Raw genomic sequence first — 25,595 nt, forward strand, 5'->3', positions numbered from 1 at the left:
TATAATTTTAACTTATTAATTCTAATAGAATTTTTATTGTAAAAAAATGCTATTTTCAGATCGCTAAACTCCCAGTTATCGAGCAATTTATGCTATAGTATACAGCTATATTTTTTTCGATTTTAGTTCACTTTCCGGAACTAAATTTTTTGCAAGATCAAGACATATAAACGGATAGAAATATCTATCTGTAAGAAGGAGTATGCATGAGCGTATCGGAAATCCGACCGATTGCCATTGAGGACGAACTCAAGCATTCATATTTAGATTACGCAATGAGTGTAATCGTATCTCGTGCATTGCCGGATGTGAGAGACGGTCTTAAACCTGTTCACCGTCGTGTGCTTTATGCCATGCACGAATTGGGCAATGACTATAACAAAGCCTACAAGAAATCTGCTCGTGTCGTTGGGGACGTAATCGGTAAATATCACCCGCATGGTGACTCAGCTGTTTATGAAACCATTGTTCGTATGGCTCAAGACTTTAGCTTACGTTATTTATTGGTTGATGGTCAGGGTAACTTCGGTTCGATCGATGGCGATAGCGCCGCGGCGATGCGTTATACCGAAGTCCGTATGACTAAGCTGGCACATGAGCTTCTTGCAGATTTAGAAAAAGACACAGTTGACTGGGAAGATAACTACGATGGTTCGGAACGTATTCCTGAAGTACTTCCGACACGTGTTCCAAACTTGTTAATTAACGGTGCTGCGGGTATTGCTGTAGGTATGGCTACCAACATGGCACCACATAACATGACTGAAGTTGTGAATGCATGTTTGGCTTATGCTGACAATCCGAATATCTCGATTGAAGGGTTGATGGAATATATTACCGGTCCTGACTTCCCTACAGGCGGTATTATTTACGGTAAATCAGGTATTGTTGATGCCTATCGTACCGGTAAAGGTCGTTTACACATTCGTGGTAAATACCATTTCGAAGAAGATGAAAAGACGGGGCGTACAACCATCGTCTTTACTGAAATTCCATATCAAGTAAACAAAGCAAGAGTGATTGAACGTATTGCCGAGTTAGTAAAAGAGAAAAAACTTGAAGGTATTTCAGAACTTCGTGATGAGTCTGACAAAGAAGGTATGCGTATTGCAATTGACTTAAAACGCGGTGAAAACGCAGAAGTCGTTGTAAATAACTTATTCTTAAATACCCAGCTTGAAAACTCATTCAGCATCAACATGGTTTGTCTAGACAATGGACAGCCAAAGTTGATGAATCTGAAAGATATTATTGCGGCATTTATTCGTCATCGCCAAGAAGTTGTGACACGCCGTACCATGTTCGAATTACGCAAAGCGCGTGAACGTGGTCATATCTTGGAAGGTTTGACAGTTGCCTTAGCTAATATTGATGAAATTATTGAAACCATCAAAACTTCTGCTAACCCTGCTGAAGCGCGTGAGCGTTTACTTGCTGGTGAGTGGGCAGGTGGTGGTGTTGTTTCATTACTTGAAAAAGCAGGTGCTATTTCTGTTCGTCCAGATGAAATTGAAGGTGAAGATCCAAATCGTCCATTTGGTCTAAGCGATTCAATTTACCGCTTATCTCCGACACAAGTAGGCGCAATTTTAGAATTACGTTTACACCGTTTAACAGGTCTGGAACAAGACAAGTTACACGCAGAATATACTGAAATTTTAGGTCAAATTGCTGAACTTACAGCAATTTTAAACGACTTTAACTTGTTGATGGGCGTTATTCGTGAAGAGTTAGCACAAGTATTACAACAATATGGCGATGCACGTCGTACTGAAATTGTTGAATCTCGTGTTGATTTTTGCCGTGAAGATTTGATTCCGGAAGAGCAAGTTGTATTAACTGTTTCACAAACGGGTTATGCAAAAACTCAACCACTTTCAGACTATCAGGCACAGCGTCGCGGTGGACGTGGTAAGTCTGCAACCTCAATGAAAGATGATGACTTTATTCAACATCTGATTGTGGCATCGAATCACGCGACTGTACTTTGCTTTACCAATGTAGGTAAAGTGTACCGTCTAAAAGTATTTGAGGTTCCTCAAGCATCACGTGGGGCAAAAGGTCGTCCAATCGTGAACTTGTTACCTCTAGATGCAACAGAAACAGTAACTGCAATCTTGCCGTTAACAGAGTTCCCAGAAAACCACTATGTGTTTATGGCTACAGCTTCTGGTACGGTTAAGCGTGTTGAGTTAGAACAATTTGCAAACATTCGTTCAAATGGTCTACGTGCTATTGAGCTTAATGAAGAAGATACCTTAATTGGTGTTGCGATTACTGATGGTAATCAGCAAATCATGTTGTTCTCTAACGAAGGTAAGGCAATTCGTTTTGCTGAAACTGACGTACGTGCAATGGGTCGTACAGCTAAAGGTGTACGTGGTATGCGCGTGAGCTTTGCTAGCAGTATCCTAAGTGAAGAAGATGCAGATGTAGAAAATGATGAATCAGATGATAATGATGATTCAGCAGATTCGAATCTAGTAAGTCGTATCGTATCGCTTGTCGTTGTACCTGAAACAGGTGAAGTACTATGTGCAAGTGCCAACGGTTACGGTAAACGTACTCCTGTAAATGACTTCCCAACCAAGAAACGTGGTGGTAAGGGCGTTATTGCAATTAAAACAAGTGAACGTAACGGTGAGCTAGTTGGTGCAGTTTCTATTGATGAAACTAAAGAATTATTGTTGATTTCTGATGGTGGTACGCTTGTTCGTACACGTGCAGCAGAAGTTGCAATGACAGGCCGTAATGCTCAAGGTGTTCGTCTCATCCGTTTAAGTGAAGAAGAAACCCTCGTTGGTGTAGTTTCAATTGAAGCTGTAGAAGACGAAGAAGAACTTCTTGAAGGCGAAGTAGATACGACTGAAACTGATAGCGAAGAAGTTGTATCTAATAATGAAGATACTTCTGAAGAGTAAAACGTTTTAAAATAAAAAAAGGAAGCCTAGGCTTCCTTTTTTATTTCTCGTCTATTTATTTTGCCGGATGGAAAATAAATACATCATAGTTTCGGTAATGTAGAGTTTTTACCGATGGGTCTTTAGTCGAAAAATTATTTGGTTGACTTACCACGATTAGATCTTGCTTTTGAGATAAAGCATCTTTGAGCTGCTGTTCGTTCCACAAATACTTTTTAAGTTGGGGCTCAAATAACAAGCCATCTTTAATTTCTAAAGAAGCACTATCGGAATGGACACTATCCCATTCATTTACAATATAGACAGGCTGTTTAAGCTTTAAAAGGAATGGCACATCATAAAAATAGTAATTGTAGAAAACTATTTTTGTAGATGGAGTAATGTACTCAGCAAAATCTGTTTGGCCAACATTATTTTTGGTATCTAAAATACGAACGGCAAAAGGAACAGAGCTACATAAAACAATTAAACTTATAAAAATATAGTTTAAATAGCTTACTTTTTGCTTTTTGTATAACCACACTAAAACCAGTGGGAGCACAATTAACAGCGCACCAATGGTATAAATAAATACAGCTTCGTGTTGGAAAAAAGGTTGATTTGCACGAATAAAACGAGGTGTAGCAGCAATACCAATTCCAAGAAGTATAATAAATACAGGAGTACCCCAAATCTGTAATTTGGTTTTATAACTGCTTTCAAGAACCTTATTCATCACAAGTGCTAAGAAAATAGCAAGAGGTGGCACAGCAGGTAAAATATAGCCTGCTAGCTTGGAAGGCGGAATAGAGAAAAAAACCGTAACAGAAATAAACCACCATACAAGCAGGGCAAATACACCTGATTGCTTATAGTCTTTAAAGATGGTCTTAATAGATTCAAATCTACTCGCAAAAAACCATGGTAAGCAGCTGACAAATAAAATAAGCAGATAGAAACACCATGGTTGTTTATTATTAAACTCTTTTGAACTAAATCGACTAAATTGTTGGTCAATAAAGAAGTAATGTAAAAATTGAGGATATTTACTTTGTACTGCGTAGAGCCATGGACTAATGATGAGCAAAAATAGCAAGATCGCCAATGGATTAAGAAGAGAAGGTATTTTCTTCCATTGTTTTGTGTAGAGTATCCACGGCAACAGGATCATACCTGGAATGAGAACGCCAATGAGACCTTTACTTAGAAAAGCAGCTGCACCAGCGACATAACCTAAAAATAAAATAGGTTTACGTGCAGAAATGGTGAAATCAGCAAAGCATAAAACACTAATCGTAATCCATGAGGCTACTAATAAATCATGGTTAATATATTGACTACTACCAAAAAAAAGCAGGTTGGTCGCTAAAATGATAACCGTAAGCTGTGCTACGCCTTCCGAAATATGCTTTTTTACAAATAAGAATAGTCCCACTAACATGAGGGTACCAGCTAAAACTGGTACTAACCGTAACACCCATACATGTACGCCAAAAAGCTCCATAAAAATAGAACTTAACCAGTGTAGTAGAGGGGGTTTATGCATGAATGGCAAACCATCGATTCGTGGAGTTAACCAATCTCCAGACTCGACCATAGCTCGGCTAATATCTCCATAGCGTCCTTCATCAGGTACAGATAGAGGTCTTATCCAAGAAAGAAGAAGTAACCAACACGGTAAAAAAAATAATAAAAATTTGGAATTACGAAGCCATTGCTGCATACACAATCCTTAATGTTGAAATGCAAAAAAACGGTTAAGCAAGAAAGTCACGACAGAAGTCAGAACAATTGCAATACACACTAAGGTTGAAACAGGGACGTTAAAATAGAGGTTCGAGAGTAGAAGAAAACTTTCATTAAATAAAAAACCTAAGCCTGCAACCAATGTGAATTTTGGTAGAGTCTGACGATGATCAAGATGCTGTGCTTTAAAAGTAAAAATACGATGCCCGAAATAGCTCACCCAATAGGCAACTAAAAATGCGAGTAAATTGGCATATTGCAGTGCAACATGCTTCTTAAACAGAAGCATGACGACACTATAGTGAGTAAGTGCTGCTGCGGCTCCGGTAGTAGCAAACCGCGTGAGCTGAAGAATATGAGCAAACATGTTAGAAACTAGAGAAAGTATTTTCCGGCTTTGTGATAGATTTTTCTTGTTTAATACGAGAATGTTCGGATGCAACAATATATTTTGGTCTATTTTTTACTTCAGCGTAAATACGACTAATATATTCACCAACAATACCTAGGAATAACAACTGTATACCGCCAAGTAAAGTCATACCTGCTGCAAGTGTTGCCCAACCTGGGACAGAAATTCCTTCTATCAACGTTTTAATGATGATCCATACGCCGTAGCCCATAGCACCTAAAGCCAGAATTGCACCTAAATAGATACAGATGCGTAAAGGTAAATCTGAAAAACCAGTTAAACCTGACATAGCCAAGTTAAATAGAGATTTTACGTTAAAACTAGAACGGCCGTGTTGACGTTCCTGTTCAGAAAAATTAACGCCTATACTTTTAAAACCAACCCAAGCATATAGGCCTTTCATATAGCGATTTTTTTCTGGCAATTGTTTAATTGCTTCAACAACTTTTGCGTCTAATAGACGAAAGTCTCCAGCACTTTCTGGAATATCTATCGGTGAGCTTAAGTTTAATATACGATAGTAACCTTGAGTTAAAACACGTTTAAGCCAAGATTCAGTGGAGCGATTACGAATGCCATACACCATGTCATAACCATTTTTCCAAAGGTTGATCATGGTTGGAATTGCTTCAAATGGGTGTTGAAAATCCGCATCAATTAGTAAAGTAACTTCGCCTGTCACATGATCTAAACCAGCACTTAAAGCTGCTTCTTTACCAAAGTTGCGTGAAAGTTCAAGCACAACTAATGGATAGTCATCAATCATTGTTTGCAAAATTGGAATAGTATCGTCCTTACTTCCATCATCGACCACAATAATTTCAAAGCTAAGATTTTGCTGTTTTAGACTATTTGCTAAAGCAGGAATAAAAGTTTTTAAATTTTCTGCTTCGTTATAGGCTGGAACAACGCAGGATAAAAATGGTTTTGTGTTCATTGCATTGCCCCTAGTCTAGTGAGCTGGATACCATATTGCTGACAATCAATTTGAAACTGATCCGAACTAAAATATTCATATTCTTGTATTCGGGCGTGCTGAATCGGATCTTGATCATTTGATTCTGCAAGTGCTGGATGGCACATTATCAGTAAATGGTCTTTTGCATGTGCAAGCCAGTATTGATTGAGTTCGCCATAATCAGTTTGCTTAAAATCATAAATACCAGCAAATTGGTCATTCTGATTAAATTGATATGTTTGACATGCTTTTGCCAAAGAGTTAGAACCAAGTGCAGAGAGCACACGAGTCTTAAAACGATAGTGAGGTAAATCAATCGGATGCTGTAAATTTCGAATCCAGCCCGAAAATTTCTTCTCTTTTAACAATTGCAGCAAAATATCGCGTATAAACGGAAATTGATGAATATGTTGATGTCCATCAATAAAGTCTGGCTGTTTTCCCATGACTGAAACAAATAAGTCCCATTGCTCTTCAATACATTTCGTAATTAATTCACGATTCAGGCTTGAAGACCATGCACGTAAAATAAGCATAGGTAAGGAAAAAACAGTATTACCTGAAGCGAATTGATGGGTAAGATTTAAATGCAAACCGATATCAATTTGATCGCTAAAAGGTTTTAATTTGGCAGCAGCAGTTTCCCACAATTCAGATTGGGTCATACATGAGGTTGCCTGTAGGGCACCTTGTTCAATGAGTTGAATAATTGCGTCTGATATTTCTGCATTCATTGCAAAGTCATCTGCGCAATAACACACTTTTGCCATATCCAGATTCCGTCATAGGCAGGATTACAGAATACTCTGCGTAGCTGCTGAAAAACTATACTAATTACTATGGAGAAAATTTCTTAATTTCAACTTAAAGTTTTCTTAAGGTTTCATGACAATTGATACAAATTAATACTTTGAATTTATTTGTTTTTTTAGATTTTTTTGGTCAATTATTTAAGAAATAAGCTTTAACTATAAGATTTTATAGTAAATAAAAATATAATTTATACACATTTATGAGTCATTAAATTTATTTGGAATTTTTTAAACGTGAATGAGCAATAATTAAAAAAATGATTCCAATTGTTGCAAGAAAAATCAATTTAGGAATCACAACATTTAAAGGAACACCCATTTGATTAAGCTGTACAAACATTTGTACCCCGTGTGTAGAGGGTAAGCACCAAGCAAACCATTCTAGCCATTCTGGCATGGCGTGGTGGGGCCATGCGGTACCGGTTAATAAGAAAAGCGGAACTGAACTAAATACAATAATATGTCCGGCACGTTCAGGCATGTCTAAAAGTGAACCAACTAACATGCCTAGTCCAATCACACAACTAATAAAAATAGGAACCGCGACGAGTAAACCAATAAAGTTTCCACCGTGTGGGTAGTCGTTGAACCACAAGGTAAAACCAAAAAGATAAAAGCTGCTTAAACAACCAATAGTAAACAGGCTGGCAAAAATTCCAGCAAAACGAATGGAGGTAATTTTTTCATGCTGTTCGCGGTAGCTTGCAATCAGCATGGCTAAACCTAATACAATCGTTTGGTGAATAATGAGTGTTGCAACTGCTGGAAAAATATAGCTTCCATAACCTGAAAGGGGGTTAAATAAAGGAACCTGATGAATAGAAAGAGCTGGTTGGAAATGTGTACGTTCTCCAAATTTTTCAACATATTCTTTTAATGTAGCTTCAATAGATGTAGCAAGACCTAACCCAATTTCTTTAGTTTTTAAGAAGTTGGTTGTACTTAAGTACAAGCCAATTCCACCAGTTTCTCCGCGGCGTAGGCTCTGTGTTAAGTTGTTGGGTAAAAGCAAAATACCATCTGCTTTTTGCTCGCGAACCATTTGCTCAGCTTGAAGAAAATTAGCAGTCACATTAACAATTTTAACGTGCGGACTATTGCTCGCCTGTCCAATAATTTGAGAGCTTAAAAGGCTTTGTTCTTCATCAACCACGACAATTGGAATTGATTCAGCGCGTTCAGCTTTATAAGCAGTTGGATAAAAAAAGCTATAAAGAATGACTGATAAAATCAGTGTCGTGAAAACCGAACTATTACCAACAATGTCTTTAAACGTTTGGGCATAAGCCTTTAAGAACTCTTTCATTGCGCTGCCCCCCGAACTAGTTTTTTAAGCAGCAAGGAACTCAAAATGAAATAAATAAGGCAGTAGCCAATCAGTATTAAAAAGGGCGTCATTGAAATAAAAAGTGGACTTCCAATCACCCATTGTTCGGTTTGGAGCTTTGCATAAGGTGTATATGGAATAATTAAAGACCAAAATTTAGTGAAAATCGGTGCATTATTTAAAGGTAGGGTAACCCCTGCAAAACTTAAAGAAGCCCCGCCGTATACTGCAATAAAACCAAAAGTTTTACTTAAATTTTTGGTGGCTAAAATGACAGTACTACTAATGAGTGCATAAGAAAAATAAAGCAAAAACTGGGCAGCTAATAAAAGACTAAGAGAACCTGCGACAAACCAACCTCGGATCTCAACGAGCCAAAACATCCATAACCAAGTCCAAAGACAAAAAATAAAGCTATAAAGTAAATTTTTAGCCAGTAAGCCGCGAATAAAATTTTCGCGGTTGACCCACTGGGTTAATGTGCTGCGTTTAAGCTCTTGTCCAATAGCAAAAGCCACACAACAACAGAGTAATAGATGCAAAACAGCAGGAACCATGAAAGGTTCTAAATAAAATTCATAGCTCATGCTTGGATTATAGAGCGTTGAAATTTTAACGTGCGCTGTAGGGAGATCTAAATAAGGAATATTATTTGCAAGATAACTCTGGCCTGCATAGTCTGCTAAAGCATTCAGTGTACTGACTAGCATTGCTGAGGAAATTGTATTTCCTACGCTAAAAAATGACTGATTAAAAGCAATACTGATTTGTGCGTCTTGAGCTTTTACAAAACGTTTTTCAGCGCCGTCAGGAATAAAAACATAGCCCCAAATTTTGGTTTCATTGAGTAGTTTTTCAGCTTCGGTCGAGCTTGCAGTAATTGTTTTAACATCTACCGTATGATTTAACGAAAGATACTTTTCAATATTACGGCTCAGTTCACTCTGGTCCTGATCAATAATCGCGATAGGTAAATGTTCAGCCTTACCTGCATAAAACATGCTGCTAAACAAAAAAATGATAAAAGCAGGGATGAGTGTCACCATACACAAATCCCATTTATTGCTTCTTAGATAGTTTAGTTCACGTAATATACTGGCAAACATGCTTTATTTTTCTTCTTTAATTTTAAATAGAACACTCATGCCAACTTTTAAATCTTTGACAGGACGCTCAGGTACCAAATGCAATTTAAAGCTACGGATATCATAACCGCCGGTTTGACGTGTGGTTTTAATGGTGGCAAATTCACCTTCGGCATCAATATTTTTCACTTTAAACATTACGGTTTGGTTCAGCGCAGGAATGAATCCCTCTAGCGTTTTGTTTTTATAAACAGAAGCGTACTGATTTTCACCGACATTTAAACTCACCCACAAATCATCATCTTCTAAAATGCTGACAACCGGTACACCCATCGCAACGAGTTCAGAAGGTTTGCCATAAGTTTTTGAAACTGTACCTGAAATAGGAGCGAGTAGGCGGGTTTCTGCCTCAAGTGCTTGAGCTTCACTGACTGCTGCTTTGGCAATATCAACTTGTGCATCTGCTGTAGATTTCTGCTGACTGGTACTTCCGCGCTTTGCTCGAGCATATTGTTGATAAGCTGCTTCACTTAACTCTTGAGCAGAGGTTTGTGCAGCTAACATCTCATCTCGTCTTTGACGAGAAATAACACCTTGTCTATATAAATTTTCACCACGTTGATAAGTAGTTTTTGCAAGGTTCGCTTGAGCTTTCATACTTTGCCAGTTGGCATAAAGTGTATCAATATTTTCCTGTTGCGAACCACGGTCTACAGTAGACTGAAAAGCTAAAGCTGATTGTAGTGTAGCTAAAGCTTGCTGCTTTTTAGCTTCAATTTCTGGGCTGACTAAACGAACCAGAGGTTGTCCTTTAGAAACTTTTTGGCCTTCTTGCACATAAATTTCTTCAATACGACTTGGAACTTTAGTACTGACGTGAATCGTTTCAGCCTCAACTCTGCCTTGTAACTCAATAGGCTTAGGTTGATAACTTTTCCATAAACCGAAAATGATTAGCCCTAATAGAGCAATAGTGACCACCGCAATAATTAGTTTAATTTTTGAACTTTTAGGCGGTTGAGAACTTTTACTCGTTTTTACTTCTTGCGCATTGTCGGTTTGAATATTTTGTTGATCTTGACCTGTATGCTCTGTATCCGTAACAGGTGAATCTTGCTGAGAAGAAGATGTTTCTTGATTCATGTTATGCCCCCATTAGCGGATATAGTCGGTGTGTGGTTGAGTCACATAAGCTTTAAACTGATCCATAGAACCATGGCTTTGCAATAGCGTTGCGAGCGACATGACATATTTATAAGCATTTAAAGCCATTTCTGTTTTTAAAGCACTTAACGCATTTTGCGCGTCAATGACTTGTGTGGCTGTTCCCATACCTTCACGGAAAGAAAGCTCCTGAATACGTAAGTTTTCTTGAGCTGCATTGATATTTCTTTGAAGTAAGGTATGACTTTGCTGCGCTGAATTGAGCTCGTTATAAGACTTATTCAATAAAGCTTCAATCTCTTGTTTAGTTCGTTCAGTCATGAGTTCTGAGGCATAACGTTTTAACTCGGCAGCATGAATATTCTTATTTTTATCTACGCCAGAAAACAGATTGTATTTTGCCATGACACCTACAATCCAGTTTTCATTTTCATCGAGTGAATATTCACCAAAAGCAAAGAGGCTTGGCTTTTTAGCTGCTTGTTGAGCCTGAATATTCGCATTAGCCAATTGGGTGTCTAACTGCATTTTTTGCACAAGGCTTGATTTTTGAGCGTAACTACTTAGCAGTGCTTCTAAAGATTGGCTACGAACTGTATTTACAAAAAGAGGAGTACTCAAATCAGGATTACTTTGCTGATGAAGAAGATTGTTTAAACTGAATTGGCTAGCATTCAGATTTGCTTGAGCATTTTGTAAAGTTCGTTCGGCATTGTTACGGGCAACTTCAAATTGCATGCGTTGTCCTTTACTAATAAAACCTTGCTGTTCGAGCTTTAGCGCGTTGCTGTAATGCTTTTGCATTGCATTAAAGTTAAATAAGCTACTCGCGACCAGTTGTTGTTGTAATTGCACATTAAAGTAACTTTGTACGACTTCGAAGCGCTGTATATCTTGCTGTTGTTGGCTTGAAAGCTCGGAACGTTGAGCTTGAATATTAGCTATTTTCTTTGCACTAGTCGTCAAGCCTCCTGTATAGATTGGCATCACAACTGAAATAGAGGGGCGGACTACTTGGTCTTCTACAGTCAAATTAGCGTAGTTAGGAAAACGATTGATTCCATCATGGATGATTTGGTTTGAACCTTCTTGAACTTGTCCTAAAACATCTGATGGAATGACATTGTTCCACTGAGACAATTTGTCGTTTAATCCTTGGCTTAAATCATTCTCAAGTTTTTGCTTAAAACCACTAAGTGGCACATCTGTTTCACTATGAAACGCGTATGCTCTAACGTTTAAATCAACTCTGGGTAAGCCTAAACCTTTTACTGCTTCGGCTTCTAATTGAGAGGCTTGTTGTAAAGCTTGGTTGGCTTGAGTGCTATACGAGCTTTTTAAAGCTTGTTGTTCTGCTTCAGCATAACTTAAGCTTTGTGCATAAATAGGCGTTGCAATAAATACTCCCAATACCAACGCAAGGTAATTGGGTTTAAAGAAAAAAGGGCGTATTGACTGTCGATACTGATGTGTTGGCATTTTATATAACAATTTTTGATCATCCCTTATAGTTTAAATTTCTTGTTATTAAATTCAATTATCATATTGTTTATTATACAATTGTATAAAAGCACAAAATGATTTTGAGTTTATTTTGCTTGACGGAAAATCATACAGCAAACTTTATATATTCCTCACAGTATGGGGAACTCGATTAACAAGTCAAGTTGAACTTTATCTAATAAAACTTATAAAAAAATAAGTGAAAGCAAAGAAATAAATAAAATAGTTATTGAAAAAATAAACCTAAATACGCCCTAGCATTGAAATATTTACTAGAGAAGCTGCTGCAAGCTTAAGCAATCTGTGGTTAAATGCCTTTTTTTATTGTGTTTCACTTTACAAGGGAAAAATCATGCGCGCGTACAATTTCTGTGCTGGTCCTGCTGCATTACCTACTGCCGTTTTAGAAAAAGCTCAAAAAGAGTTGTTGGATTGGCAAGGTAAAGGTCTATCCATCATGGAAATGAGTCACCGTAGTGCTGACTATGTTGCCGTAGCTGAAAAAGCTGAAGCAGATTTGCGTAAGCTTATGAATATTCCTGAAAACTATAAAGTACTGTTTTTACAAGGCGGCGCGTCATTACAATTTTCAGCAATTCCTTTAAACCTGCTTGGTAAAAATAACAAAGCAGATTATATCCATACAGGAATTTGGTCTGAAAAAGCGTTAAAAGAAGCAAAACGCTATGGTGATATTAATACTGTAGAAGCAGGTATTAAAGTAGATGGTAAGTTCGCCATCTCTGATCAAAGCGAATGGAACTTGTCTGACGATGCAGCATATGTTCATTATGCAGATAACGAAACAATTGGCGGATTACAGTTTGCAGGTATTCCTGATGTTAAAGCGCCACTTGTATGCGACTATTCATCAAGTATTTTATCAGCTCCATTAGATGTGACCAAGTTTGGTTTAATTTATGCCGGCGCACAAAAAAATATTGGTCCTGCTGGTTTAACAATCGTTATTGTTCGTGATGATTTACTTGACCAAGCTAAGCCAGAAATTCCAAGCATTTTAAAATATGGTGACCAAGCGAAAAATGGTTCTATGGTAAATACACCATCAACTTATGCTTGGTACTTGTCTGGTTTAGTATTCGAATGGTTACTAGAGCAGGGTGGGGTAGACGCTATTCATAAAGTTAACCTTGAAAAAGCTCAGTTACTTTATGGTTATATCGATTCAAGCGATTTTTATAATAACCCGATTGCTATTCCAAACCGTTCAATTATGAATGTACCATTCACTTTGGCAGATGAAGCTTTAGAAAAGCAATTCTTGAAAGAAGCTGAAGAAAATCATTTATTGAACTTGGCCGGTCACCGCTCAGTTGGGGGTATGCGTGCAAGTATTTATAACGCTGTGCCATTAGAAGGCGTGCAAGCACTTATTCGCTTTATGGATGATTTTGCTAAACGTAATGGTTAAGTAAATCAAAAAAATAAAGCCCTCAAAAAGAGGGCTTTATTTTTATATAATTTATTAATTAAAAAGGCATAAAACCAAATTGATGTATCATCATCGCGGCTAAGAACATACCTAAAACGAAAAAGCAAAACGCACCAGTATCGACCCTTATACGTGGGTTACTAGTTTGAATGAGGCTGGTGGTTTGTTCAGGTATAATCTTCATTCAATAGCCTAATTTTTAAAATATTAGTGAAATTCAATTAGTTTCACTATTTTTAGCATAAATATTCGCCTGAATCCAGATATTACCGCGAATATATTCACCAATATTAAAGTTTTTGTACAAATCATTTTGGGTCGCGATGCGCACTAATATGGCAGGAAGATTGTCTTCTAAAACTAAAGTGACATCGTAAAGGGGATATTCTGCACCCATAAATGTCATTGAAGTTTTACCGACAATATTACCTTGGAACCATGCTTCGTCTTCTTGACCAAGATTTTCCCCATATAAATATGCAACCATTTTTGAAAAATCAACCGTCACAGGTTGTTGATCTTCCTCAGTTTTTGGTTGCCATTCATTAATGAGTTCTTGTAGGTTTTCAGGTGCAATACCATTATTTTCAGTTAAAATTGCATTTAACGCACGGTGATGCTTAATTGATGCCGGATCATCTACAACAATTGTTTCGCCGGCAGGGACGGACTCTAATTCATAAGCCCATGCATTAAATTGAACTTGGTAAGTTTGGGTTTTGTCATATTGACAACGATTAACACTAAATAAATTATCAAATGCATAAATAGTCGTATTTTTATTTAATCTTAAACTTAATACTGCCTGAGTTGCTGAATCACAAGTAATGATGCGCTCAATTTGTGCATTATATTGATACGGGCTTTCAAAACTAGGAAATGCTGTTTTTAGAGCACGAGGCTTTTGATTTTCAACTGCAATAATTTGGTTAATGGTGACATTTTGCCCTTGAGGACCTTGAATCAGCCAAAAAGATTGATCCATTTCATCTTCACTTTGGCATAAACCCATTGGCATTACAGGAGCATCAAGCGCCAGTCCAAGCCATTTTGGTACATCTGTCTCTGGATGGGCGGTCAGTAGATTCCAATGCTCGCCATGACTACCAAAATTTTGGTCGTTTACCGTAATAACTTCTGGACTGTTTTGATTTTTCATAAGTACGATTGATGTTGGGTTTATCTCACTTGTTATATTAAATCGAGGGTAATTGCTATTTTTCAAGTCAACATATGTAAATTCTCTTGCAAAAGCACATATTTACTTATTAAAAAGCCCTTCAATAGGCAAAACACGTGCTTTTAAGAGTGAATATAGTCGACTGTTAAGAGATTGTTAAAATTAAATTTAGAAAACAAGTTTTATATTTAGCGCTATTCTCTAATGAAATGCATCTGTTAGACTTATATTTTTAGTGGAAATAGAGAATAACGTGCTGCCATTTAAGTTATGGGTAGACGCAGATGCATTACCTAAAATTCTGCGTGAAGTCATTTTGCGAGCTTCAGATCGTTATCAGTTAGAAGTGATTTTTGTAGCCAATCAAAATGTCGGCATTACCCCATCGGTACGCATTAAATCAATACAGGTTTTAAGTGGGGCTGATCAGGCCGATCAGGAAATCGTTGATCGCATGTCTGAAAATGACATTGTAATTACACAAGATATTCCGCTTGCTGCTCAAGTCATTGAAAAAGGTGGTATCGCGATTCATCCACGTGGTGAGATTTATACCACTGCAAATGTTAAGGCACGATTGCACTTACGTGACTTTATGGACACGCTGCGTGGTGCTGGAGTCCAGACAGGTGGTCCTCCTCCAATTTCAGAACGTGATAAGCGTGAATTTTCCAGTGCACTCGACCAAACAATTTTAAAGCAAAAACGTAAAACTGCTTAGTGAGCTTCTTATGCCATCCCAGACCAACTTGGCTTCAACTTATGTCTTGCTTGTATTTATTTGGGCAACGACACCTTTAGCCATTGTATGGAGCGTGTCTGACTTACATGTCATGTGGGCCTTACTACTACGTTTTTATATTGCTTTACCTCTTTCGGTTATTGTTTTACTTATTCTAAAAACTTCTTTTCCCACTCATAAGCAAGCTCTCCATAGTTATTTTGCAGGGTCTTTTAGTTTAATTGGCTCTCAAATTTTTACTTATGCTGCAACTCAATATTTAAGTTCAGGCATGATCGCACTCATGTTTGGTCTGGCGCCTATCATGGCTGGATTAATTGGCCGTTTTGCTTTTGGTCAGCATCTTTATAAATTGCAGTGGCTTGGTATGGCGATTGCCGTTTGTGGTCTAGCAATCATTTGTTTGAATGGATCTGGTCAGCACGTGCATCCATTTGGCATTGTTTTAATGTTGATCAGTGTTTTTGTTTATTCATTTTCTATTTTTTGGGTAAAAAAAGTGAATGCCCAAATTCAACCTATGGCTCAGGCAACAGGTTCAATCTTGGTCTCATCGCTTTTGGCGAGCTGCCTTATTCCATTTATTTGGCAATATGCTCCGACCCATTTGCCGCAAGCTAAATCCTTATTTGCTCTAATTTATACAGTTCTTATGGCTTCACTCGTTGCTATGTTCTGTTATTTCAAACTTGTACAAAATATCAAAGCAACTACTTTATCGCTTACAACCGTTATTACGCCTATGTTAGCTATGATGATTGGTGCTGTTTTAAACCATGAACATCTTTCAATGATGGTTTTTGTGGGGGCATTTATTATCTTGTTTGGTCTATTCCTGTATTTCTATAAAGACATTCAAGCAAACCGTAATTTTGCCCAACATATTAAATCTAAATAGGAGAAGATGAGGGTAATTTGTTGAGCTTATTCATTAAATTGTTCTAATTCGTAGCTAAATGCATGATCAAATTGATCTCATATCTTAAGTAGTAGAAAATAGCGCAGCAATATAATATTAGGATTGTTAAGGGTAGGTCAGAACTTACTGATTTTTAAACCTTAATACAGCATCTAACGATATGGCTAAATAAGAAGTGTGGATCGCACTTCTCTATTTTCCATCAATGACCTTGGATTTAGAAGGTATGTTTAAACCAATCTCACTGTATATAGGGTTGAGATATACTCGCGCACGACGCAGTAATCATTTTATTTCTTTTATTGCATTGGTTTCGATGGTCGGTTTGACACTTGGTGTCGCTGTACTGATCACGGTACTTTCTGTAATGAACGGTTTTGACCGCGAATTGAAAAATCGTGTTTTGGGAATGGTACCGCAAGCGACAGTTTCTTCAACGCAAATTCTTACGGATTGGCCTGAGCTGATTAAACGAGTTGAAAATCATCCCCATGTGACTGGAGTTGCACCTTTTACTCAATTGCAAGGTATGTTAACTGCTCAAGGGCAAGTGGCTGGTATCATGGTGACGGGTATTGATCCGAAATATGAAAAGAATGTGTCTATCATTCAAAATCATATTGTTGCCGGTAGCCTCGACTCACTTAAAAAGGGTGAGTTCGGTATTGTGCTTGGTAAAGACATGGCCGATTCACTTGGTTTACGTCTAAATGACAGTGTGACACTGGTTTTACCTGAAGCAACTCCATCTCCGGCAGGTGTTGTGCCTCGTTTTAAACGCTTTAAAGTGGTGGGTATTTTCAGTGTAGGTGCTGAAGTGGACTCAATGGTCGGATACATTGCTTTATATGATGCATCGACTTTATTGCGTTTACCTGATGGTGCTCAAGGCGTCCGTTTAAAAATGGATGATATTTTTGCAGCACCTCAAGTTGCCGATGATATTGTGAAAAACTTGCCAAGCAATTTCTACGCAACGAACTGGACTTATACACACGGTAATTTGTTTAATGCCATTCAAATGGAAAAAACATTAGTTGGTTTATTACTTGTACTGATTATTGTGGTTGCTGCATTTAACATTGTTTCGTCTTTGGTCATGGTCGTAACTGACAAAAAATCGGACATTGCAATTTTACGTACTTTAGGTGCGTCACCATCCATGATTACTAAAATCTTTATGGTGCAAGGTACCGTGATTGGTGTGATTGGTACAGTTGCGGGCACGGTTTTAGGTGTAATTTTGGCACTTACGATCAGTGATATTATTTCTTGGTTTAATAATGTTCTTGGACTTAATTTGTTCGATGCCTATTTTGTACATTACTTACCTTCGTACTTAAGATGGCAAGACGTGACAATTATCGTGATTGTTTCTTTACTCTTAAGTTTCTTGGCAACAATTTATCCGGCGCTTCGTGCAGCCAAAGTTCAACCTGCCGAGGCATTGCGTTATGAGTAAAGTCGTTCTAGAAGCAAAAGATATTTATAAGCATTTTGATGATGGTAAATCTAAGGTTGAAGTCATTAAAGGTCTTTCTTTACAAGTTGAAGCAGGGCAGTTTGTATCTATTGTTGGTGCAAGTGGTTCAGGTAAAAGTACTTTGTTACATGTACTCGGTGGCTTAGATCAACCGACCCAAGGCCAAGTCTTTTTAAATGGTCAGCGCTTTGATAACTTGGGTGAAGCAGAACGTGGTTTTCAACGTAATCAGTATTTAGGTTTCGTTTACCAGTTTCACCATTTATTGCCTGAATTTAGTGCGCTTGAAAATGTGGCAATGCCTTTGATGCTTCGAGCGGACAGTCAATATAAGTCGGTTAAGGCTCAGGCTGAATATTTGTTAGATCGAGTTGGGTTATCTCATCGTATGGACCATAAACCAGGTGAACTTTCTGGTGGTGAACGTCAACGTGTGGCTCTTGCTCGAGCATTGGTGACTAAGCCTGCGGTCGTTTTAGCTGATGAACCAACCGGTAATTTGGACCGTAAAACAGCTGTGGGTATTTTCCAATTACTTACCGACTTGAAGAAAGAACTAAATATGGCGATGCTCATTGTGACCCATGATGAGCAATTAGCTCAGGCAGCAGATTCTATCTTGCATATGGAAGATGGTTTGTGGGTAAGCGGTTCTTAAAAAATTGTCATTAAATCACATTGTTAAAGCCCACTGAGTTGGGCTTTAATTTTGCCCCTAAAATGATAACGACAAGATTTTAAATGCTTAAAATTATTTTATTGGGGTGGGTTGTTGGTATTGCATTGATGGGCATTAATTTACCTTTAATTATGCAATATGGAAAAGTAGGCAAAGCTCTGCTGTTACTTGCTTTTATTTTCTATCTTTTTAAACGCTCAGTATTCGTTAGCCGACCATTTTTAAAGGCAATGTATTCTTTGTTATGTGCAGCCAGCCTTTTTGTTGTGGGGTATCAATATGCCGAGAATGCGTTGGTCGAACGCTTACAACAAAGAGAAATGGATTCAAAAAATCTCGATATTATTGTTTATATAAATCAACTAAGTGAAGAAAAAGACAATAAAGTTCAACAAAATGCTCAAGTATTAAACCTATCTAAAGATCCGGTAAATTGGCTACTGTATTTAAAAAATGATAATCAAAGTGTGTTGAAGAGCAATCAAGAACTTCAATTAGGCCATTACTATCGACTATCTGGAAAAACAAAACCTGCTCATAGTTACGCCACAGCAGGAGCTTTTGATCAGGAAAAGTGGTTTATTCAGCGAAATATAATGTTTGGTTTTATTGTTCAGCATATTGAGCCTTTAAGCCGTGATGAAATTTATCGATTGGGATATCAACAGCATTCAAGAGAACAGCAGTCCTTTTTTAATAGATTTCAAATAAATATAGAAAAGCTGCGCTTAAATTTTAGGCATCTATTGCAAAATTCTTCACTACATCAAAAAGGACTAATTTTAGCTTTGCTGACTGGTGATGAAAGCCTTTTATCAGATGAGACCCAAATACAATTTAAACAATTGGGAATTGCTCACTTGTTAGCGATTTCAGGGCCACATGTACTTATTTTTGCCATGATGTTGTCTTGGTTCTGTCATCAAGTCATCTGCCGTTATTATCCTCAAATTTACTTATGGAAACCCAAACAAGTTTTGATGGCTATACCATGCTGTTTCGGTGTTTTAATTTATACAGCTTTTGTGGGTTTCGAAATTCCTGCACTACGGACATTGTTGTCAGTCTTTATATTTATTTCTTTTATATTATTAAAACAACCTCTTAAACCATTTGCGTTGCTCCTATACAGTGCAAGTTTATTATTACTCATGGACCCGTTTAGTGTCTTGTCTGCAGGTTTTTGGTTGTCTTATGGGGCATGCTTTATTTTATTAAGAATTTATCAAACTATAGTTCAAATACCTGATCAACATTTTTTAAGCTTACGCTCGAAAATGATTTTTATGACTAAGGTTTTAATTGAGTCTCAAGGCAAAATCTTTATTGCATTAAGTCCTTTAACCTTACTTTTCTTTCAACAAATTTCTTGGGTTGCTCCATTAACCAATATTGTTGCGGTGCCTATCGTTGGTGGGATTATTGTTCCTTTAAATATCCTGGCTGCTTGTACATGGTTTATTGCCAAACCATTTGGAAACATGCTTTTTTATTTCAATGATATCTTGCTCAGTATATTGCTGAGTTGTTTAGGCTTATTAGAAAAACTGTCTTTACCACTACAAGGTATAAGCTTGACGCCACTGGCTTTATTCGCAGTGAGTTTAGGCATCCTTATTTTATTTTTGCCTAAAGGCATTTTGCCAAAAACATGGGGAATGCTCTGTTGTTTACCTCTCATTGTTGTGAATAAAACGAACCAACCAATTCAACTTCATATTTTAGATGTTGGGCAGGGGCAGGCCATTTTTTTACAACATTCCGAACAAAACTGGTTAATTGACACAGGCGGTTCTTACGATGAAAAAATATTTAGTATTGGACAAAATGTTGTAGTGCCTTTTCTACGTCAGCAAGGCGTAAGACAATTAGATCATGTTGTGTTATCCCATCTTGATCAAGACCATAGTGGCGCGTTTCCTATTATTGAACAAGAGATTCCTGTAACGCAGCTTATTTCGAATGAACAATTACCAAATTATTTAAAGCAACCGTTCCAATATTGCCATCAAGGGCAACAATGGCATTATCCTGAGTTAGATATTCAAATTTTATGGCCTAAAGAAAAAGATCTGGTTTTTGTTGCTTCTAACCAGAATCAATATTCTTGTGTTGTATATCTTCAATTTAAAAAAGTTGCTGGTTACCAAAATTTTCTTATTATGGGCGATGCAGGATGGGAAGCTGAATACGAGTTATTAAAAGATTATCCTAACTTGAAGATAGATGTGTTAGTGCTAGGGCATCATGGAAGTAAGCACAGTTCGGCTTATGATTTCTTGGCGACCTTAAAACCTAAACTGGCCATTGCATCGGCAGGGTTTGATAACCGTTATGGCCATCCTAGCCAACAAGTTATAGCACGTTTAAAAGCTCTACATATTCCGCTAAAAAGCACTGTGGAACAAGGAACCTTAAGTTTTGTGTTGGAAAACCACAAAATAGTTTTACATGACCGACGTTTGGATAGGCTCTGGTTGAGTAGAGGTTTTTAAAGCTTCTGCTTTGAGCCTATCTACAATTTTAAGTGCTTCTGTCGGATCGATATTATAGATATTGTCTAAAGCGGGGTTCGCTTTAAAACGTTTATAGCTCCAGTGATAGTGTTCTGGATATTTATGGATGAGTTGCTCAATCGCTTGATGGATGACATACGTTCCATCGTCCGCAGTGCCCTCATAGATTTTCTCATCCATTGGCTCGATATGCATGGTAAAGCCATCGTTTTCATTACGGATCGCATAAAGAAACAGAGCTTTTGCTTTAGTTTTCTGGATGAGTTTTGCGCTTAAATTACTAGAGGCAAGTGGAACACCAAAATAGTTCACCATATCTCCACCCACATTAGGGGTATGATCCGGTAAAATTACTGTCGTTTCACCTTGCTTTAATGCTTTAAAAATTTGTCTTACACCGCTTTCATCGGTAGGGACGAGATTCGCTTGTTCACGGCTACGGGCTTCTCTTACAAAACGGTCTGCATCAGCATTTTTAACGGGTTTATATAAAATGGTCATTGATGTGAATTGAGCACACCATGCATTCATGACTTCCCAAGTACCAAAATGTGGAACAATAAGAACTACACCTTTTTTTGCAGCCAATGCTTCATGAAAAAAATGTTCACCTTCAATACGGTGAATGCGTGAGATATTTTTACTATTTGATGAACCCCAAATACTTAAAAACTCAAAATATGAAGTTAATTCGTTTCTTACAGCTTTTTCTGTAATCGCTATACGCTGCTGAGGTGTTAAATACGGAAGCGCAATTCTTAAGTTAAGCTCAATACTTTTTGATGTTCTAGTAATTTTTAGAGTATTTACAAGTCCTGCTAACAGACGAGCAAGAAAACGCCCAAATTGAATGGGTTGGCGGCTAAATGTTTTGAGTAATTGATAGTTCATGCTTTTTGAATCTGGTCTAGTCATCTATAGCAGTAAGTAAGGAAGAAACAACAAGTAAAAAAAGACAAAAATATTATAAATGAAATCATATTATTTAGACAGTTTTTATCAAATCAAAGTATATAATGACATCATTTCGATTGATTTGGATTGGAATTTTATGTCCGATTGGCCACCAAAACCACAAAATGAACCTATAACCCCTAAACAGAACGGACCGGAATGGCAAATCCTTGAGAAAGCTGTACTGGCTTCTGTAGAAGAACAACGCCGTAGTCGTCGCTGGGGTATATTCTTTAAAACACTTACTTTTATTTATCTATTGTTCATTGTTGTGTTAATGGGCAAAGGTTGTTCGACCACTAAAGATGGCTCTACAGCAAGTAGTAGCAGTGCTCACCTTGCAGTAGTTGATATTATTGGAACTATTGATGCTTCAAGCAATCAGGCTGTGAATAGTGAAGATACAAACAAAGCGCTTAAACGTGCTTTTGAGGCATCGAATAGTAAAGCAATTGCCCTTAATATTAATTCTCCTGGCGGTTCACCTGTTCAGTCAGATGAAATCTGGCAGGAAATTCGCTATTTGAAAAAAGAACATCCTGATAAGAAAGTCTATGCGGTAATTGGCGATATGGGTGCTTCGGGTGCTTATTATATTGCTTCTGCTGCCGATGAAATTATTGTGAATCCATCAAGTTTGGTAGGTTCAATTGGTGTCATTATGCCAAACTATGGCATTACTGGTTTAGCTCAAAAACTAGGAATTGAAGACCGAACTCTTACAGCGGGGACGAATAAAGACATTTTAAGTATGACAAAACCGATTAATCCTGTACAACGAGAGCATATTCAATCTGTACTCGATAATGTCCACACTCATTTTATTAACGCGGTCAAAGAAGGGCGTGGGAAACGCTTAAAATCTAATGATCCTGCTATTTTCTCTGGTCTTTTCTGGACTGGTGAGCAAGCAATTCAGTTAGGCGTAGCTGATCGTTCAGGTAACATTACAAGCTTGATGCGTGAACTGAAGCTTGATAATAAAGTTGACTACACGATTGAACGTAACCCATTACAATCCATTCTCGGACGAATGGGATCAGAAATGGGGAAAGGTTTAAGTGAGTCGGTTGCTGAACGCTTACAAACAAGTCAGGACGCAAAACTACAATAATTTAAGTAGGATAACGGTATGTCAGTAAAACCGGTTATACACTTTGCGCATGCCAATGGTGTGCCATCTATGGTGTATCAAAAATTGTTTGATCAATTAAAAGATGAGTATGACGTAATTTATGTTCCACTCATTGGACCTGACAAACGTTATCCGATTACCAATCACTGGCCTTTTTTGGTCGATCAGGTAATTGATAGTATTGTACGTCAAGCGAAGGGGCGCAAGGTGATTGGACTTGGTCATTCGTTAGGTTCAGTTTTAACCTTAATGGCATCTTTTAAACGCCCTGAGCTTTTTTCACAAGTAATTATGCTAGATCCGCCTCTTATTTTGGGTCGATACTCTTTTGCTTTTCATATGGCAAAATTATTTAAACCTAAAATAGTCGATGACATGACACCTGCGGGTTTATCTGCACGTCGTCGTGAGCATTGGGAGTCTCGTGAGCAAGCCGCTGCATTGTTACGTCCAAAAGGTTTTTATAAAGACTTTGATGAAGACTGCTTTCAAGCCTATATTGACTATGCTTTAAAAGAAGATCCAGTTCGTGGCGGTGTTACTTTAACTATTTCTCGTGAAGATGAAGTTGCGATATTCCGTAAAAATCCTTCTTGGTGGTGGCTACCTATGCCAAAACCGAAAATGCCTGTACATCTAGTCGTGGGTAAAGAGAGTGCCTTCTTAAAAAGAGGTTTTCCTCAAATGGCAAAGCGTAAAATGGGAATTCCATTTAGTGTGGTTGAAGGAGGGCATATGTTCCCTCTAGAGCATCCAATTGATACAGTGAATTATATTAAGAAGCTTATTCATAGCAATTCACGCTAATAAGACTTTTATAAAAAAAGGACATGCATGCATGTCCTTTTTTTACTTACGTTGAGCAAATCTTTTACCAAGATGCAAAACGAATAGGGTGTTCAAGAATTTGATTACGGAAATAGGCTTGTCCATCTTTCCATGTCAGCTGGCCATTACATAACCATTCTGCAACTTGAGGATAAATAAAATGCTCAAGTTTATGTACACGTTCTGCCAAAGAAGCAACATTGTCATGTTCTTTGACTTCAATTGCAGATTGAGCAATTGCTTGACCAGCATCAAGTTCAGAAGTTACAAAGTGAACTGTACAACCATGCAATCGATCGCCCGTATTTAATACACGCTGATGTGTATTAACACCTTTATAAGCAGGTAATAGCGAAGGATGGATATTGAGCATTTTACCTTGCCATTTATCGACAAAGTTTGCAGTTAAAATACGCATGAAGCCAGCTAAAATAACGATATCAGCTTGCCATGCCATAAGTTGCTGATGCATCGCTTCATCAAAATCGGCACGACTAGGAAAGTCTTTATGCGAAATTACCGCTGTTGCGATATTGGCATTTTGAGCACGCTCTAGGGCATAAGCATCGGCTTTATTGGACAATACACCTACAATTTGCCCTGATAGACGTGCATCTATCAAGGCTTGTAAGTTACTGCCGTTCCCAGAGACTAGAACAGCAATTTTCATCATTCAAAGATCACACGAATTTTTTCGTCTGCACCTTCCACTGATTCAGCATTTTCTTGGATATGTCCGATTTTCCAAGCTTTTTCACCTTGAGCATTAAGCACTTCAATTGCTTTTTCTGCATCATTTGCGTCAACTGCAATCACCATACCTACACCACAGTTAAAGGTACGGTACATTTCAAAACGTTCTACATTACCTTCACGTTGTAGAAGTTTGAATAATTCTGGCCATTCCCAAGAAGCTTCATTAATGACAGCTTGAGCACCATTTGGTAATACACGCGGTAAGTTACCAGGTAAACCGCCACCAGTGATGTGTGCCATAGCATGCACATCAACTTGTTTGCAAAGCTCAAGAACTGGTTTTACATAAATACGTGTTGGTTCCATTGCGACATCTGCAAGAGGACGGCCATCAATCACTTGAGTTAAGTCTACATTCTTAACATCAAGGATTTTACGTAGTAATGAATAACCATTTGAGTGAGCACCACTTGATGCAACACCAATAAGTACATCACCAGATTTTACTTTAGAGCCATCAATAATTTTGCTTTGCTCAACAACACCCACTGCAAAACCAGCAAGATCGTAATCTTCACCTTCATACATACCAGGCATTTCAGCTGTTTCACCACCTACAAGTGCACAACCTGCAAGTTCACAACCTTTACCGATACCAGTAACTACGTTTGCAGCTACGTCTACATTTAAGTGACCAGTTGCATAATAGTCGAGGAAGAATAATGGTTCTGCACCACAAACCAAAAGATCGTTAACACACATAGCGACAAGATCTTGGCCGATTGTGTCATGACGATTAAGGTTAAGTGCTAAACGTAATTTAGTACCTACACCGTCAGTTCCAGAAACCAAAACAGGTTCTTCGTAACCTTTAGGAATTTTGCATAGTGCACCAAAGCCACCAAGTCCGCCCATTACTTCTGGACGAGTTGTACGTTTAGCGACTGACTTGATACGATCGACCAGTGCGTCGCCCGCTTCAATGTCAACACCCGCATCTTTGTAGCTTAAACCGGTATTTGGGGTAGAAGTTGAGTTGCTCATAAATGAAGTCTCCGCATTGGCGGCAGATTATAACCTGAATATACGAAACTCTTATGTTA

The 25,595-nt window shown here is 37.9% G+C and carries 22 protein-coding genes and 1 pseudogene; 9 read left to right on the top strand and 14 right to left on the bottom strand.

Annotated elements, in window-relative coordinates; all coding sequences use genetic code 11:
- Positions 1-206: 206 nt before the first annotated feature.
- Complete coding sequence (gyrA, locus tag J678_RS06915; protein WP_002048588.1) at positions 207-2,921, top strand: DNA gyrase subunit A; 2,715 nt, start codon at positions 207-209, stop codon at positions 2,919-2,921.
- Positions 2,922-2,976: 55 nt separating this feature from the next.
- On the opposite strand, the gene J678_RS06920 is transcribed toward gyrA, so the two are convergent.
- The 8 genes from J678_RS06920 to J678_RS06955 form a co-directional block, all read right to left on the bottom strand.
- Complete coding sequence (locus tag J678_RS06920; RefSeq protein ID WP_017393010.1) at positions 2,977-4,623, bottom strand: ArnT family glycosyltransferase; 1,647 nt, start codon at positions 4,621-4,623, stop codon at positions 2,977-2,979.
- Positions 4,624-4,632: 9 nt separating this feature from the next.
- The gene (locus tag J678_RS06925; RefSeq protein ID WP_016803997.1) at positions 4,633-5,013 is read right to left on the bottom strand and encodes a GtrA family protein; all 381 of its coding nucleotides are present in this window, start codon (positions 5,011-5,013) and stop codon (positions 4,633-4,635) included.
- 1 nt (position 5,014) lies between these two features.
- Positions 5,015-5,995 carry a glycosyltransferase family 2 protein gene (locus J678_RS06930; RefSeq protein ID WP_004707439.1) on the bottom strand — a complete coding sequence of 327 codons (981 nt, stop codon included), beginning with the start codon at positions 5,993-5,995 and terminating at the stop codon, positions 5,015-5,017.
- Positions 5,992-6,786, bottom strand: a complete 795-nt coding sequence (locus J678_RS06935) for a ChbG/HpnK family deacetylase (protein WP_017393009.1) — start codon at positions 6,784-6,786, stop codon at positions 5,992-5,994. Before J678_RS06935 ends, J678_RS06930 begins: the two co-directional genes overlap by 4 nt.
- Positions 6,787-7,042: 256 nt before the next feature.
- Entirely contained in the window at positions 7,043-8,134 is a 1,092-nt protein-coding gene (locus J678_RS06940) for an ABC transporter permease (RefSeq protein ID WP_004707441.1), read from the bottom strand.
- Complete coding sequence (locus tag J678_RS06945) at positions 8,131-9,261, bottom strand: ABC transporter permease (RefSeq protein WP_212753003.1); 1,131 nt, start codon at positions 9,259-9,261, stop codon at positions 8,131-8,133. The genes J678_RS06940 and J678_RS06945 overlap by 4 nt, the downstream gene beginning before the upstream one ends.
- 3 nt (positions 9,262-9,264) lie before the next feature.
- Positions 9,265-10,383: an HlyD family secretion protein gene (locus J678_RS06950; RefSeq protein ID WP_016803995.1), complete on the bottom strand. Its 1,119-nt coding sequence runs from the start codon at positions 10,381-10,383 to the stop codon at positions 9,265-9,267.
- A gap of 12 nt (positions 10,384-10,395) precedes the next feature.
- Entirely contained in the window at positions 10,396-11,883 is a 1,488-nt protein-coding gene (locus J678_RS06955; RefSeq protein ID WP_001142040.1) for a TolC family protein, read from the bottom strand.
- Between the two features lie 376 nt (positions 11,884-12,259).
- Between J678_RS06955 and serC the strand changes: the two genes are divergently transcribed.
- Positions 12,260-13,339, top strand: a complete 1,080-nt coding sequence (gene serC, locus J678_RS06960) for a 3-phosphoserine/phosphohydroxythreonine transaminase (protein WP_001203175.1) — start codon at positions 12,260-12,262, stop codon at positions 13,337-13,339.
- A gap of 58 nt (positions 13,340-13,397) precedes the next feature.
- Here the strand turns inward: serC and J678_RS23660 are convergent, their stop codons facing one another.
- A complete protein-coding gene (locus J678_RS23660; protein ID WP_000691795.1) occupies positions 13,398-13,544 on the bottom strand; it encodes a hypothetical protein in 147 nt (48 codons plus the stop codon).
- Positions 13,545-13,577: 33 nt separating this feature from the next.
- Complete coding sequence (locus J678_RS06965) at positions 13,578-14,519, bottom strand: hypothetical protein (RefSeq protein WP_031955690.1); 942 nt, start codon at positions 14,517-14,519, stop codon at positions 13,578-13,580.
- Between the two features lie 256 nt (positions 14,520-14,775).
- Between J678_RS06965 and J678_RS06970 the strand changes: the two genes are divergently transcribed.
- On the top strand, positions 14,776-15,261 hold the full coding sequence (locus J678_RS06970) for a YaiI/YqxD family protein (RefSeq protein WP_079377047.1): 486 nt from the start codon (positions 14,776-14,778) through the stop codon (positions 15,259-15,261).
- 10 nt (positions 15,262-15,271) lie between these two features.
- Positions 15,272-16,180, top strand: coding sequence for a DMT family transporter (locus tag J678_RS06975; protein WP_004707455.1), 909 nt, complete (start codon positions 15,272-15,274; stop codon positions 16,178-16,180).
- A gap of 29 nt (positions 16,181-16,209) precedes the next feature.
- Here the strand turns inward: J678_RS06975 and J678_RS23970 are convergent.
- Positions 16,210-16,290: pseudogene (locus J678_RS23970) on the bottom strand (PilZ domain-containing protein); the annotation flags it as partial.
- Positions 16,291-16,427: 137 nt separating this feature from the next.
- Between J678_RS23970 and J678_RS06980 the strand changes: the two are divergent.
- The 3 genes from J678_RS06980 (at position 16,428) to J678_RS06990 (ending at position 20,858) form a co-directional block, all read left to right on the top strand.
- The gene (locus J678_RS06980) at positions 16,428-17,663 is read left to right on the top strand and encodes a lipoprotein-releasing ABC transporter permease subunit (RefSeq protein ID WP_004707458.1); all 1,236 of its coding nucleotides are present in this window, start codon (positions 16,428-16,430) and stop codon (positions 17,661-17,663) included.
- On the top strand, positions 17,656-18,342 hold the full coding sequence (gene lolD, locus J678_RS06985; RefSeq protein WP_004707461.1) for a lipoprotein-releasing ABC transporter ATP-binding protein LolD: 687 nt from the start codon (positions 17,656-17,658) through the stop codon (positions 18,340-18,342). The genes J678_RS06980 and lolD overlap by 8 nt, the downstream gene beginning before the upstream one ends.
- A gap of 83 nt (positions 18,343-18,425) precedes the next feature.
- Complete coding sequence (locus tag J678_RS06990; protein ID WP_017393006.1) at positions 18,426-20,858, top strand: DNA internalization-related competence protein ComEC/Rec2; 2,433 nt, start codon at positions 18,426-18,428, stop codon at positions 20,856-20,858.
- Here the strand turns inward: J678_RS06990 and J678_RS06995 are convergent.
- The gene (locus J678_RS06995) at positions 20,811-21,794 is read right to left on the bottom strand and encodes a lysophospholipid acyltransferase family protein (RefSeq protein WP_079377395.1); all 984 of its coding nucleotides are present in this window, start codon (positions 21,792-21,794) and stop codon (positions 20,811-20,813) included. The two genes, J678_RS06990 and J678_RS06995, sit on opposite strands and share 48 nt — an antisense overlap.
- A 136-nt stretch (positions 21,795-21,930) precedes the next feature.
- Between J678_RS06995 and sppA the strand changes: the two genes are divergently transcribed.
- Both sppA and J678_RS07005 read left to right on the top strand, forming a co-directional pair.
- Positions 21,931-22,947 (top strand): signal peptide peptidase SppA, encoded by a 1,017-nt coding sequence (sppA, locus tag J678_RS07000; RefSeq protein ID WP_025466117.1) that lies wholly within the window; start codon positions 21,931-21,933, stop codon positions 22,945-22,947.
- An 18-nt stretch (positions 22,948-22,965) separates the two neighbouring features.
- On the top strand, positions 22,966-23,775 hold the full coding sequence (locus J678_RS07005; RefSeq protein WP_017393003.1) for an alpha/beta fold hydrolase: 810 nt from the start codon (positions 22,966-22,968) through the stop codon (positions 23,773-23,775).
- Between the two features lie 64 nt (positions 23,776-23,839).
- Here J678_RS07005 and purN read toward each other — a convergent pair whose 3' ends face one another.
- Together purN and purM are read right to left on the bottom strand one after the other, a co-directional pair.
- Positions 23,840-24,469 (bottom strand): phosphoribosylglycinamide formyltransferase, encoded by a 630-nt coding sequence (gene purN / locus J678_RS07010; protein WP_002052470.1) that lies wholly within the window; start codon positions 24,467-24,469, stop codon positions 23,840-23,842.
- The gene (purM, locus tag J678_RS07015) at positions 24,466-25,536 is read right to left on the bottom strand and encodes a phosphoribosylformylglycinamidine cyclo-ligase (RefSeq protein WP_000071984.1); all 1,071 of its coding nucleotides are present in this window, start codon (positions 25,534-25,536) and stop codon (positions 24,466-24,468) included. Before purM ends, purN begins: the two co-directional genes overlap by 4 nt.
- Positions 25,537-25,595: the final 59 nt, after the last annotated feature.

The organism is Acinetobacter sp. 1424608, assembly GCF_000588255.1.
Taxonomy (GTDB): Bacteria; Pseudomonadota; Gammaproteobacteria; order Pseudomonadales; family Moraxellaceae; genus Acinetobacter; species Acinetobacter nosocomialis.

Bases quoted from the DNA above. Each gene is read 5' to 3' on its own strand.
- J678_RS06940 (WP_004707441.1), bottom strand. From the start codon at position 8,134: ATGAAAGAGTTCTTAAAGGCTTATGCCCAAACGTTTAAAGACATTGTT.
- serC (WP_001203175.1), top strand. From the start codon at position 12,260: ATGCGCGCGTACAATTTCTGTGCTGGTCCTGCTGCATTACCTACTGCC.
- sppA (WP_025466117.1), top strand. From the start codon at position 21,931: ATGTCCGATTGGCCACCAAAACCACAAAATGAACCTATAACCCCTAAA.
- J678_RS23660 (WP_000691795.1), bottom strand. From the start codon at position 13,544: ATGAAGATTATACCTGAACAAACCACCAGCCTCATTCAAACTAGTAAC.
- J678_RS06945 (WP_212753003.1), bottom strand. From the start codon at position 9,261: ATGTTTGCCAGTATATTACGTGAACTAAACTATCTAAGAAGCAATAAA.
- J678_RS06920 (WP_017393010.1), bottom strand. From the start codon at position 4,623: ATGCAGCAATGGCTTCGTAATTCCAAATTTTTATTATTTTTTTTACCG.
- J678_RS06955 (WP_001142040.1), bottom strand. From the start codon at position 11,883: ATGCCAACACATCAGTATCGACAGTCAATACGCCCTTTTTTCTTTAAA.
- J678_RS06975 (WP_004707455.1), top strand. From the start codon at position 15,272: ATGCCATCCCAGACCAACTTGGCTTCAACTTATGTCTTGCTTGTATTT.
- J678_RS06995 (WP_079377395.1), bottom strand. From the start codon at position 21,794: ATGACTAGACCAGATTCAAAAAGCATGAACTATCAATTACTCAAAACA.
- J678_RS06935 (WP_017393009.1), bottom strand. From the start codon at position 6,786: ATGGCAAAAGTGTGTTATTGCGCAGATGACTTTGCAATGAATGCAGAA.
- J678_RS06950 (WP_016803995.1), bottom strand. From the start codon at position 10,383: ATGAATCAAGAAACATCTTCTTCTCAGCAAGATTCACCTGTTACGGAT.
- purM (WP_000071984.1), bottom strand. From the start codon at position 25,536: ATGAGCAACTCAACTTCTACCCCAAATACCGGTTTAAGCTACAAAGAT.
- J678_RS07005 (WP_017393003.1), top strand. From the start codon at position 22,966: ATGTCAGTAAAACCGGTTATACACTTTGCGCATGCCAATGGTGTGCCA.
- J678_RS06965 (WP_031955690.1), bottom strand. From the start codon at position 14,519: ATGAAAAATCAAAACAGTCCAGAAGTTATTACGGTAAACGACCAAAAT.
- J678_RS06925 (WP_016803997.1), bottom strand. From the start codon at position 5,013: ATGTTTGCTCATATTCTTCAGCTCACGCGGTTTGCTACTACCGGAGCC.
- J678_RS06930 (WP_004707439.1), bottom strand. From the start codon at position 5,995: ATGAACACAAAACCATTTTTATCCTGCGTTGTTCCAGCCTATAACGAA.
- lolD (WP_004707461.1), top strand. From the start codon at position 17,656: ATGAGTAAAGTCGTTCTAGAAGCAAAAGATATTTATAAGCATTTTGAT.
- purN (WP_002052470.1), bottom strand. From the start codon at position 24,469: ATGATGAAAATTGCTGTTCTAGTCTCTGGGAACGGCAGTAACTTACAA.
- J678_RS06980 (WP_004707458.1), top strand. From the start codon at position 16,428: ATGTTTAAACCAATCTCACTGTATATAGGGTTGAGATATACTCGCGCA.
- J678_RS06990 (WP_017393006.1), top strand. From the start codon at position 18,426: ATGCTTAAAATTATTTTATTGGGGTGGGTTGTTGGTATTGCATTGATG.
- gyrA (WP_002048588.1), top strand. From the start codon at position 207: ATGAGCGTATCGGAAATCCGACCGATTGCCATTGAGGACGAACTCAAG.